This window comes from Algibacter sp. AS12, assembly GCF_046736315.1.
In the GTDB taxonomy this organism is placed as follows: domain Bacteria; phylum Bacteroidota; class Bacteroidia; order Flavobacteriales; family Flavobacteriaceae; genus Algibacter_B; species Algibacter_B amylolyticus.
Genome location: NZ_CP151841.1, coordinates 2,660,094 through 2,673,244, shown reverse-complemented (window position 1 = coordinate 2,673,244; position 13,151 = coordinate 2,660,094). Strand labels below are relative to the sequence as shown.

General features: G+C 35.5%; 9 protein-coding genes. All 9 read right to left on the bottom strand.

Annotation, left to right across the window (positions count from 1 at the left end):
• The 9 genes from AAFN75_RS11205 to AAFN75_RS11165 all read right to left on the bottom strand — a co-directional run bounded on the left by AAFN75_RS11205 (window position 1) and on the right by AAFN75_RS11165 (window position 13,139).
• Entirely contained in the window at window positions 1–1,383 is a 1,383-nt protein-coding gene (locus AAFN75_RS11205) for an FAD-dependent oxidoreductase (RefSeq protein WP_411806393.1), read from the bottom strand.
• Between the two features lie 30 nt (window positions 1,384–1,413).
• Entirely contained in the window at window positions 1,414–2,964 is a 1,551-nt protein-coding gene (locus AAFN75_RS11200; RefSeq protein WP_411806392.1) for a sodium:solute symporter family transporter, read from the bottom strand.
• Window positions 2,965–3,010: 46 nt separating this feature from the next.
• Entirely contained in the window at window positions 3,011–4,213 is a 1,203-nt protein-coding gene (locus tag AAFN75_RS11195; protein ID WP_411806391.1) for a glycoside hydrolase family 88 protein, read from the bottom strand.
• A 95-nt stretch (window positions 4,214–4,308) separates the two neighbouring features.
• Window positions 4,309–5,751 (bottom strand): sulfatase, encoded by a 1,443-nt coding sequence (locus tag AAFN75_RS11190; protein WP_411806390.1) that lies wholly within the window; start codon window positions 5,749–5,751, stop codon window positions 4,309–4,311.
• A gap of 37 nt (window positions 5,752–5,788) precedes the next feature.
• Complete coding sequence (locus AAFN75_RS11185; protein ID WP_411806389.1) at window positions 5,789–6,817, bottom strand: GDSL-type esterase/lipase family protein; 1,029 nt, start codon at window positions 6,815–6,817, stop codon at window positions 5,789–5,791.
• A 119-nt stretch (window positions 6,818–6,936) separates the two neighbouring features.
• A complete protein-coding gene (locus AAFN75_RS11180) occupies window positions 6,937–8,304 on the bottom strand; it encodes an alpha-L-fucosidase (protein ID WP_411806388.1) in 1,368 nt (455 codons plus the stop codon).
• A gap of 6 nt (window positions 8,305–8,310) precedes the next feature.
• The gene (locus AAFN75_RS11175) at window positions 8,311–9,822 is read right to left on the bottom strand and encodes a sulfatase family protein (protein WP_411806387.1); all 1,512 of its coding nucleotides are present in this window, start codon (window positions 9,820–9,822) and stop codon (window positions 8,311–8,313) included.
• A gap of 68 nt (window positions 9,823–9,890) precedes the next feature.
• Window positions 9,891–12,251, bottom strand: a complete 2,361-nt coding sequence (locus tag AAFN75_RS11170; RefSeq protein ID WP_411806386.1) for a PDZ domain-containing protein — start codon at window positions 12,249–12,251, stop codon at window positions 9,891–9,893.
• A gap of 21 nt (window positions 12,252–12,272) precedes the next feature.
• A complete protein-coding gene (locus AAFN75_RS11165; protein WP_411806385.1) occupies window positions 12,273–13,139 on the bottom strand; it encodes an alpha/beta hydrolase in 867 nt (288 codons plus the stop codon).
• Window positions 13,140–13,151 lie beyond the last annotated feature (12 nt).

Genomic DNA, 13,151 nt, shown 5'->3' with positions numbered 1-13,151 from the left:
CTAGCCTAAATAAGCTCCATCCTCTATTAACTTTTTAGCTAATTTCTCATAATCCAAATCCTCAGGATTTACATGATTAACTACAGATAAGCCTGCCAATGTTCCTGCACCTTGACCAATAGCCATGGCAATAGGTGTAACGCGTAACCCTGCACTAGCATGGTGGTCGGCACCAATAGCTCTACCTGAAAGCACTAAATTATCAACCTCATTAGTTAATAATGAATCTTTAGGGATATAATACGCCCCTTCATCTTTTAAATGGACAGTATCTGTATCTCCACCGTCGGGAGAGTGAATATCTAATGGATAACCTCCTACAGCTATAGGGTCTTTAAAATGTACTTCGTTTACTAAATCTTCTGCACATAATACATATTTTGCATGTGGATGGCGAGACTCGCGAATTCCAATATGCGGTGCTGTACTTACAAAAGTGGCTTTTTCAAAACCTGGAGCATATTTTCTTAAGAAATTAAATATTTCGACACATTGCTTACGCCCCATAGTTTCGGCTTTACTTAAATCGAATGGATTTAAGGGGTCGAAACCAAGTACTCTTGAGGTGTTAAAAATAAACTCGCCTTGCGTATTCGTTTCAAAAAACAACACATTATCCCTTGGCACTGTAACCTCTCCTTTTGCTTTGGCTTCATTCCATAAATCATAGAAGCCCCAAGTAGAAATACGTGCCGTACGTTTTAAAATTTCAGACTTATCGTCGTCTCTTTCATCAGCATCAAACTGATCCCAATTGTTAACCATATATTCGATAAGCTTTTCTCTATCTACATTACCCACTTTTATATTTGTGGTCATTGGTTGCGATTTATTATCTTCTACTCTACCTTCAGTAAACGGTACTCCCGAAAGTTTTACTATTTCGCTATCGCCACTGGCATCAACAAAAACCTTTGCTGGTATTTCTTGAATACCACCTCTATTATGAATAAAAACAGATTTAATTTCTCTACCTTCTTTTGAAATATCAATTAAACGGGTATGGTATAAAATTTCGGCTCCCGCTTCAATAACCATATCTTCTAAAGTGACTTTCAACATTTCAGCATCAAAAGGAGTTACGGTTGAACAATACCCCGTTCCATCTAAAATATGCCCAGGACTTGCTCCTTTAGCTACCAACCTGCTTACCATTTCGTTTGGCGAACCGAAAACTAATTGTCTGCCAGCACGGTTATGGAAAGTCATCATGGGACCAACACCCATAGCTGTTAACGAACCTCCTAGAAAACCAAACTGCTCGATAAGTAACGTTTTTGCTCCCGTTTTTGCCGATGCAATAGCGGCATGACTACCTGAAACGCCTCCGCCTACTACAATTACGTCATAACCTTCTATTAATGTTGTATTAAATGTTTTCATCTTTCTTTTAACTTATTTATCTTATAATTTTTAAACTATTTCTGTTTTATTCTTTAACAATTTTGAATGTAATAAGGCAACTATAATAACCACTAAAGCACCAACAGGAAACCACCAAAAGAAGCTGATACCATCGTAGTGCATAAGCGCAATAATCACAATGGCTAAAATGGCTCCTATTAAAATTCCTGTAAATGTTCCTTTTCGCATTAGTGCTAAAAAGGCGATTCCAATTAAAGTACCATAAGCGTAACCCGGAACTTTAAACCCTAAGGCTAATAGGCCGCCATCTTGAAAAAAGCTGAATCCATACGCCAATAAAGCTAAAATAATTCCCCAAACGATAATGGCATTTTTTGAAATTTTAACCACTTTATTTTCGTCCATAGTTTTTAATTTAGGGAACACCAAAGTCCCAATTCCCATAACACTGGTTTGAGAAAGTGCTGTTAAAGCAGAATCTAAGGTTGAAATACCCGCCGCAAACATGGCCGCAATTATTAATCCTGAAATCCCATTTGGTAGTTCGTTAACCACATAATATGGGAAGATCCTATCTGGTTCTGAACTTATAGAAGCGTTTACCAAATCGGATAACGGGTTAATATCATAATAGGCTACCAAACCAATGCCAACGAAAGCCATAATCCAGGTTGTGGCAACACCAATTACTGAAAAAGCTACTGCTTTTCGGGCTTCTTTTAGGTTTTTACAGCATAATGCGCGTTGGGTTACTACTTGATCTACGGCATTGGAGCCAAACTCGAAAAAAGTACAGCCTAAAATACCAACCCACAAGGTATAGGTTTTATGTGGGTCTAAAGATAAATCCCAGAGCACTAGTTTTGCTTTTTCGTCTGCTATTGCCATCATCTCGCCAAAACCTCCAGGAATGTCACCAATTGCATAAAACAAAGCAAAAAAGGCCCCAAAAATAAAGATTATAAACTGAATAGCATCCGTCCAAACTACCGTAGTTATACCGCCTATGTAGGACCAAATAACAGCAAAAAGTGCAATAATTACAATACAAACCATGGTACTTTGTCCTGTAATAACACTGAGCACTAAAGCTGTCCCTAAGAGTCTTACACCTTGACTCATGGTAGCCCCAATCATAAAGAACGTTCGGGATAGTTGACTTGTTTTTACACCCAACCTATTTTGAATAAAATCATAAGGACTGAATACACCTTCTTCATAATATTCCTTAAGTAAAACATAAACAAACAGCACATTTCCTAATGCAAAACCAATGGTCATTTGTAAATAGGTCAAATTACCGTTCATGGAAAAAATAAAGGCTGGTACAGCAATAAATGTGGCAACACTAGTTTTTGTGGCTATTAGCGATAAGGAAACCGCCCACCAAGGCAAATTATTTCCGCCTTTAAAAAAAGCATCTAAGCCTTTATCTTTATTTTTAACTAACTCTCCAATAAGCGTCGTACCCAATAAAAATACAATTAGAATAATCCAATTTAATGTTGAAAAACTAGTGGAAGCTATTTCATTTCCATTTTGTGCAAACTGGAATAAGCCGAAAAATAATGCCATTATTAAAATTAAAAATTTCTTCATGATTTTATTTATAGTTTACAGTCTTTAAATTGATATCTAATTATTACTAAGACTTCTTATATTCTTCCATTTTTTTCAACCTCAACAAGGCTTCCATAAAATAATAATCCGCATAAATTATAGAGGCATCAATTTCAGAGTTTTTAGGATGATGACCTGTGGAATGTAATAACAAAGCTTGATTTTTTTGATTGCTCATATAGGCATCTGTGGATAAAATAGATATGAATCTTTTAGCTGCGTTGTAATATTTATTTTTCAAGGCATCATCTTTAACTAAAACAGCTAATTCGAGCATACCACATGCTGCGATAGCTGCTGCCGAAGCATCTTTTGGCGCATTAGGAACTTTAGGGTCGTCGAAATCCCAAAAAGGAATACCATCCACTGGTAAGCGTTCTAAATATTTATCGGCAAGATGAGTAGAAGTGTTTAAAAAATCTTCCCTTCCAGTTTCTCTATAAGAAAAAGCAAACCCATAAATACCCCAGGTTTGTCCACGCGCCCACATAGAATCATCGGCATAACCTTGATGCGCCACACCTCTTATAAAAGCTCCTGTTTTATCATCAAAAGAACCTAAATGATAGGCAGAATAATCTGGTCGAACTAAATTTTTCATAGTAACCTCTGCATGACTTTCGGCAATATCGTAAAGCGTTTTAGAACCTCCATTTTTGGCTGCCCAAAACAAGAGTTCAAGATTCATCATATTATCTATAATGGTGTTATGCGGGTATTGCGGTTTCATTGGCCAAGAATGAATAGAACCAACTATAGGATTGTAAAGCGTTGCTAAAGTATCGGCAGCTGCTAAGAGAACCTCTTTATAAGCCTCATTACCAGTAAGTCTGTAACCATTTCCATAACTACAATATACTTGAAAACCTATATCATGATCTAATGCAGATTTATAGGCTATCTTTTTAATCGGTATCGTAAATTTTTCTGCTTCCTTTTTAATAGATTCATCTCCTGAAGCTTCGTAAGCGTACCACAATACACCAGGCCAAAAACCACTACACCAATCTTTTACAGGAACAAGACTCCAATTTTTTTCATTATTTTCTATACTTCTAGGAAGTCGACTTGCTGACTTTAATGTTTTTACAGTTGCTTTCGTTTTTAAAACATTAGATTCTAGTGTTTTGTCAATATTTAAACTAGCCGTTTCTTTTTTTTCTGAAAAACAACTGGTTAACAAAATCACTATAAGCAAACCACTCCATACTTTTTTAGTACACTTCATTTTTTATTTGTTTTTGTTATTTAGCTCATAGCATTTCAAAAATTCTTGAGCAAATTTTACTATTTAAAGTCTTTAAAATTTTTAAACATCATTTTTTAAGGATTCCTATTAAATGCCTTTTCATCTAACTTATCATTCAACATTTGTTTTAATTCCTTTACAACTTCTGGATTTTCGTTAGCTATGTTAATAGTTTCATCTGGGTTATTAACATGGTCGTAAAGCTCTAAAGTTCCTCCCCTTTTTTCGGTAAAGCGGTATTTTGAAGTTCTTATAGTTGTTGCTCCTGAAGTATAAGCTACAGCTACTCTAGAATATACTTCCTTGTTTTTTATAACAGGTACTAACGACTTTCCATCCGCAAACTCTGGATTTGGTAAATTACACCATTCTGATAGCGTTGGAAAAACATCTAAACTTTCAACAATAGCATCTATTTCTTGTCCGTTTTCATTCATTTCGGGGTTGTAAATAATTAATGGCGATTGCAAAGATTCTTCAAACAAACTATGTTTACCCCAAATTGCGTGTTCTCCTAAATGCCATCCATGGTCGCCCCAAAGCACAACTATGGTGTTTTTATCTGCTCCTGTGTCTTTTAGCTTTTTTAAAATATCTCCAACATGCTTGTCTGCGTAACTCACACACGCTGCATAATAGCGTTTTAATTCCATGGCAAATTCATTGTCTGTTCTCGGATCCTTGCCATTACGATTGTACTTCATAAACTCACCTGATGGATGCCAAGTCGTTTCTCCTTCCGGTTTTTCTGGGTGTTGAATTTCAGAAATTTCCACACCTTCATACATATCTAAATACTTTTTTGGTACGCCGAAAGGTAAGTGTGGTTTTATTAAACCTATAGCTAAAAAGAAAGGCTTTTTGGCAGCTGCTAATTTTTCTATTTGATTTAATCCTTCTTTTGCAATTAATCCATCTGGGTAACTGGTATCTAAATCATCTACAGATTCCATAACATCGCGATGATCTGGAGTTCTTACTTGTCCATATGCCAACCCATGCATAGCACCTCTCGGCGTTTTCCAGCTTCCAACAGGCATGATATGTTTATTCCAAGCTCCTGGCATTTCAATAATGGAATCGTTATCCCAATTATCGCCTCCGCGACCTCCCGGATGATGCGACACTTTGCCCACAGAAACCGTTGTGTAACCATTTTGCTTAAACCATTCTGGCATACTTGGATCAAACTTTTTCGATGTTTGTAATTGATCTTCTGATCTCGAAAATAATGCCGCATTACTATCTCTTCTATACTGTAAACCATATTGCCCTGTTAAAAACGTATAACGTGATGGACCGCAACTTGGAGCATTTACAAAGTGATTGGTAAATTTCATCCCTTTGTTTGCCAAGGCATCTATATTTGGCGATTTAATATAATTGGCGCCAAAGGATTTTAATTCTGGTCGTAAATCATCGATACAAATAATTAATACATTTTTAGGAATTTCTTCCTCTTGCTTTTCACAAGAAAAAATGAAGAATACAAAAATTATTAAAACTTGATATCTCATAGTAACTAGCACTTTTTATTTTGTTAAACTACTATTATTACAAAGCATTTTTAATGGCGGCTTGCACCATTGGCTCCATAACATCGTAACCTGCAGCATTTGGATGCACTGTATCGCGACCTAAATTTTTTTTCAACCCTTTATTTTCGTTAACCATTGCCGTATAATAATCTAAATACACAACCTTGTTTTCTTTAGCATAAGCCTTAAGTAACGTATTTAATACAATAATTTTATCTGCTGGTTCCACTGATGGACTCCAGGAGTAACTTGATGCTGGCAATACCGAAGCTAAAACCACTTTTATGTTATTAGCTTTGGCTAATTCGACCATCGAAAAAATGTTTCCTGCTATACGCGCTATACTGATAGCGCCTCTGTTTCCTGCTATATCGTTTGTACCTGCCGAAATAACAACAACTTTTGGTTTTAACTCAATAACATCGGGTCTAAACCTTACTAACATTTGGCTACTTGTTTGCCCACTAACACCTCTGTTTACATAAGATGGATTTGCCTCAAAAAATTGCCCGTGGTCTCTAGTCCAATTATCAGTTATAGAATTCCCAATAAATACCACGCGTTGTTCTTTTTTAGCTGGTGCTTTTAATTGCGCATTGGCTTGTCTGTAACGGTTTAAATTCGCCCAATCTTCAGTTGGTGTTAATTGAATTTTCACAACTGTAGCAATACTATTTGGAGCTTCTTTAGGTAAAAACACCGTTAAATCGCCATCGACTAATTCTGTTTTCAATTTCTTCTCTCCATATTCTAAATAAGCCTTTCTAACTTTCATATTTTTATCTATTATGAGTTTTCCATCTGTTGGCCAATCATAAATATGCGCATAAACAACATCATCTTTTTTGGTGTAGCTTCCCCAACTCGGTTTTTCAAAAGGACTTTCGGTAGTGCCATTAAAAGCTTCTTCATTTGCTTTTTTCCACTCGGAAAGCTGTTCATTATCTGTTTTTATTGAGGTTTCTATATTTTCCTGAGCATAAACAAAACTTGCGTTAAAAAATGCAAATACTACAATTAGAATTAATTTATAGAATATTTTCATGTTCAATAATTTTAAGTGGTTTAGCTATTAAAAAAAAACATTGTAGCTAACTTTTAAGTTAACTACAATGTTCATTTTATTCTAATAAAGTTTATTAAATCTTTTTATAAAAAAACACATTATTTAGCTAACTCAATTTTAACAACAGACACAGGATAGTCTGGCGCCATAATAGGCACTTCAACTATTACTTCTCTAGAAGTTCCTAATGCTTTTAATTCGGTATCAGGATCGGTTAACATGGTTACTTTTTTAAACTTAACATCTTTGTTAAGCTTTAATAAACCATCTTTTGGCCAATCGAAAACATGAGCATATAACACTCCATCTTTTTCCGTGTAACGTCCCCATTTTGGTTTTTCGTAAGGACTAGCAGAAGCGCCATAAACAGATTCTCCATTTTTCTTTGTCCATTGTCCCATAGCCTCTAAACGACGAATACTTTCCGCTGGGAATCTTCCAAAGCCATCAGGTCCGATATTTAATAAAAAGTTACCTCCTTTAGAAACGATATCTACTAATTTTTCAATTAAATCCTCACTGCTTTTCCACTTATTATCAGCTGGTTTGTAACCCCAAGTACCATTCATAGTCATACAAGCTTCCCAATCAGAATCAATACCTGTATCTGGAATTTCTTGTTCTGGTGTTCCAAAATCTCCTGCAAACTGACCTGGTTTATTGTTCATTCCATCCATTCCTGTTCTACCTTTATCAACTCTATTATTTACAATAGTGTTAGGTTGAATATCACGAATAAAACTGTAAAGTTCTTTACCCATTTCGGTAGTATAATCTGAAATCCAATCGCCATCAAACCAAACTACACCAATATCTCCATAATTGGTTAAAAGTTCTTTTACCTGAGGTTTCATGTAGTTTTTAAAATACTGAGGAAATTCCGGATTAACAACTGATGGATCATCATGTTGTGCAATATTATAATTAGGATATAGGTTTCCCTGAGCTTGTGGATGATGCCAATCTACAATTGAATAGTATAAACAAAACTTAATCCCTTGCTTTTTACAAGCTTCTGATAATTCTTTTACGATATCGCGTTTAAAAGGCGATGTATCCATTACATCATAATCCGATACTTTTGAGTCCCATAACCCAAAACCTTCATGATGTTTAGATGTTAGTACGATATACTTCATACCCGCATCTTTAGCCATACTTACCCAAGCATCGGCATCAAACAATACTGGATTAAACATTTCTGGAAATTTCTCGTATTCTTCTACCGTATAATCTAATTTATCCATTGCCCATTCTGCGCCACCACCAGCTATTTTTGTGCCACGTTCGCCTCCAATAATAGAATATGCACCCCAATGGATAAACATTCCAAATTTAGAGTCGCGCCACCATTCCATACGCTCGTCATCAGATAATTTTTTCTTGCTAGAGCTTTGTGCAAACCCTACATTGGCGTTTAAGGCAACGACTAATGCCACAAGCAGTATTTTTTTTAAAGTTTTCATTTTCATTTATTTAGTATTAATAGTTAATTTCTTTCCTGATTTATAGGTATCTAAACTGTTTTGCATTTGTTTTACTACTTCTGGATACTGGTTATACAGATTATGAGTCTGTGAAATATCTTCTTCAAGGTTATAAAGTTGACCTACTGGTGCATCCCTCTTTATTTTACCATTTTCGATATCACTATTAATTTCTCCTGCAAAAGTTATTGCTGCGGGCCCTCCAAACCCATGTGTACCCTGTTTACTTGAAGAGAAACCACCTCCACCTTGTCCGCCTATATAAAGCCATTTTCCTTTACGTAAAGCGAGATGTGATTTTTTTTGAGGCGCTAATAACACTTCATTTCTTAATTGCTTATTAGTTCGCCCCATAATTGCTGGCAACATATTTTTACTATCCTTCCCTTGTCCTTCTTCCAGTTCTTGTCCTGTAAGCGCTGAAAAAGAGGCTAACATATCAACATTACAAATCAACTGATTAGAAACTTCGGATGCCTTTATTTTATTTGGCCAATGTGTAATAAATGGTATACGATGACCACCCTCCCAAGCATCAAACTTAAAACCTAATAAATCACCATTCAATCGGTGCCCATCTTTCCATGCCTCTTGACCTGTGGCATTAAACATACCTCCGTTATCACTAGTAAATATAACTAAAGTGTTTTCTGCTACGCCCATTTCTTCAAGAGTTTGCATAACTTCGCCAACAATCCAATCTAATTCATGAACATAATCGCCATATAAACCACTTTCACTTGTTCCTATAAATTGTGGTGCTGGCGTAAAAGGATGGTGGATATTGGTTGTTGCAAAATACATAAAGAAAGGGTTTTCTTTTTGCGATTTCATCCAACTAACAGCCTTATCTTTTAAATGAGTTCCTACTTGATTATCTACATATAACTCGTGTGCTTTATCTGCACCTCCAATAGCACCTAAATGCATTTTTTCAAAAACCTTTTTTGTTTTGGCTTTTTGTCCATAAACAAAAGGGTCATCTTCTGTAAACCCCACAACATCATGATTTTCAACATATACAAAAGGTGGATGACTATTTACAACGGGTACTCCGTAATAATAATCAAAACCAAGTTCGTTAGGTCCAGGAGCTAGAGGTTTATTCCAATCTACAGGCTCTGTAGTTCCAAAACCAAGATGCCACTTTCCTATACAAGCCGTTGCATAACCAGCCTTTTTGAGTAAGGAAGCTATTGTTTCTTTTTGAGTATCAATAACTAACTTATTTTTAAGAAAAACAGGGCTATTCAAGTTTCCGTGTCTTACAGGATATTCTCCAGTAAGTAATGCATAACGCGATGGTGTACAAACTGCCGATGCAGCATGTGCATCTGTAAACATTCTGCCCTCTTCAGCTAATTTATCGATATTCGGGGTATTAAGTTTAGTCGCTCCAAAACAACTTAAATCACCATAACCAAGGTCGTCTGCATTAATTAAAACAATATTGGGAAACTCTTGTATTTCTTGAAAAGCAAAAGATAATTGGCTCAAAATTGAGATAAAACAAAGTATTAGTACGTGCTTACTGTTAATCATTATATTATTTTTTCGCTTTAACCTTATTTAGTGTTAATAGTTAATGTTTTTTCTGATTGGTTTCTCATGATTACCAAATCTAATTTATCTGATTTATTTTCCCCATTAATTCTGAAAAAATCTTTTACAGTAGCTACTTGTTCTCCTGAAGCTTCAAGAATAACATCGCCCTTTTTTATACCATCGTTTTTTACGGCAGGGCTACCTTTCCAAATTCCTAAAACAATAACACCTTCTGCGGTATTTAAACCGTAAGCTGATTGTTCTTGCTCTGAGTCTACACTTTTCAACTGGTTTCTTAACCAAGCTACAACTGGATTATTTCTAATTCCCGAAGGGTCTTTAATTTTAGGAATTTCTGGTGTTTTCGCTATTTTTTTTAATGATTCTTTTTGAACTCCAAATTGATCCATTGGAAAATTCTTGAATCCTAATTTTAAAGCTGGCGAATTTTTAGAGACTGTAAAATCTAACTGCTCAGGATTTACAAACAAAGGATCACCATAGGCACTATGTTTATCTCGATTGTAAATTTGTGGTTTCATCATAGCTGCCTCATTAGGAAATAAGTTATAATCTAAATCTTTACCCCAACCCAACAAACCAACATCTTGATAAGTATCGCCAACAATATTATGTTTAAATACATCTTCACTATTCGCAAACCAAACATGCGGATGCAGCGAATTATTAACCATAATATTATTTTCTGCCACACGATTAAAACCTTCACGCAATTTTAATCCGCTATTTAGCATTAAATTATTATAAATATGATAGTTTGAAGACCCATCGTCCAAATCGACATCCCAACCATGGTCGCAACGAAAACGGTTGTTCCTAATAATAGTTGTTTTTATAGCATCCCACTTAAACATATCTGGAATAGCAGTTGTAAGGCTGTCCATTTTACCACGCTTAGGGTGCCAAAAACGATCGCGACCCCATGAGTTAAATGAGCCATGATCGCTAGTTTCTAAAACGGTATTAAACACATCGTTAAATTCTAAAATATGTCCGCCCCAAGTACCATCGCCAATATTAATACCAGCTCTAGGCACATTGTATATACTGTTATGGCGTACAGTAATATCCATAGCCATTGAAATTTGTACACCTGCGGTTTGCTTTTCAATACGACCTATTCTATAAATTAGGTTGTTATCTACTAAACATTCGCGAGGAAATAATTCGTTTTTTGGTCCATGTACGGTATCCATATCTTTAAAATGAACAAATTGTCCATAATTAAAGGATGGTGATCTCACCGCCGAAGGGTCACCAATAAAAGATACGGCGCTACCTCCACAATTGTATATATGGTTACCTTCTACTACCAAATCTTTATTGTATTTGCTAGCCATTATAACGTTTCCACCTAAATTGGTGAATACACTATTTTCAACTTTACAGTTCTCGGTGCCTTCAAAAAACAAAACAGCTCCTCTGTAGATTGTCCAATCGCTGCGTAACAACGGTTCAAAATTTTCCATGAAAGTGCGTTGGGTATTTTCGAAAGTGATATTGCTAATTGTAACATTTTTAACCGGGGTATCTAAACTACCAACTACTTGAATTAAATCTTTTAAAACTGCTACTTCAATGTGATCTTCATTTACATTTACACCTTCTGCAGGCCAGTAGTATAGCTTATTAGTATCTCTATTTAAGAACCATTCACCAGGACTATCCAATTCTTCAAAAACATTTTCAACCATACGGTATTCTTTGTGTGGTTTAGACCCTCTGTTGTTTTGATGACCACCTTTTAAAATTGGCGTTCCATCTGCATTTACACCTGTAATTTCAAAATGAAATCCGCCCCATCTTCCACTGTGTAAGGCATGTAAAAATGCGCCTTTAGGATTTCCCCAAGAAGCAACACGTTCTTTTGAAATTGCATCGGCAGCATAACCTTGCCAGTAATGCCCGTTTTCATCATAATTAGGGTAACGTGCTAAAATTTGAGCCTTCCCATTAACAATTAATTGATCGAAATCTAATGAGTTATCAACTGGAGTTACAAAAACATTCTCGTTAAATTTTGTCCATTTCGAATCTAAAACTACCGAACCTTTTACATGCACTTCCGAAGCATCGGTACCTACAATAGAAATACCACTTAAAGAAGCCGGAATTTCAATAGCTTGGGTTAGATAATAATCTCCTGGCAAAACATTAATTATTACTTCAGCATCTGAATTATTCGATTTTAGCTCTTTTGCTTTATTGACAGCCTGATTAATACTAGAAAACGGTTTCGCTTTAGAGCCATCGTTTGCCGATGTTCCATTAACAGAAACATAAATTTCAATGGGTTTTATGTTTGCAGCACATGCTAATACAAACGTGAATAGAAACAGAAGTAAAATGTTATTTTTCATAATTTAATTTGGTGATGCTTTTTATTTTAGTGTTGCGTTTCCTTTTAAATACCCTAAAGATTGTAAAAACTTATCGGCAGCTATATTGGTTTCTTTATAATATTTTGGCCCTTCTTTTTTCCATTGATTGAAAAACCCATGTTCTTGACCTTCATAGATTATTAGTTCGCAACGGCTACCTACGGCTTCCATTCTAGCTTTATAATCTTGAGCTGTAGCCACAGGAATATATTTGTCTTTAGTTCCTAATAAAAACAATGTTGGTGGCGCTCCTTTTGCAATATTATGCAATGGCGAAATTTCCAAATATCTATCTCCAACACGCTCGTAACCATAGCCATTTTCACTATTATCAATTACTGGATTATACAGTATTAGCGCGTTTGCTTTTGGACTTACAGACAAATCATCGGTAGCTTCGTTTAACCCAGAAAGCAATGTTGTTGCCGCTGCTAAATGTCCTCCTGCAGACCCACCAGAAGCCACTATTTTATTGGTATCTACCCCAAATTCTTTAGCATGATTTTTTAAATACCGCATAGCCGATTTAACATCTTTAACCGCGTCAAAAGGTGATGTATTATGCCTGTTTTTTACCCGATAATCTACCACTGCAGTAACCATACCACGAGAAGCAAAATATTTCGATTGGTCTTCAAATTGCGAAATACTACCACCATTCCATCCGCCACCAAAGAAGAACACTATTGTTGGATATTTTTTAGATTTTTTAAACTTTTCAGGAAAATAAACACGTAACATTAACGAGTCGTTATTTACAACTTTATAAATTACATCCTTGCTTGCTGGTATCTCAATTTTTTGAGCTTTCCATGAAACAAAAACTACTAAAACTAAAAGACTAAATACAATATTTTTAAATGTCATTTGTTAAACTGT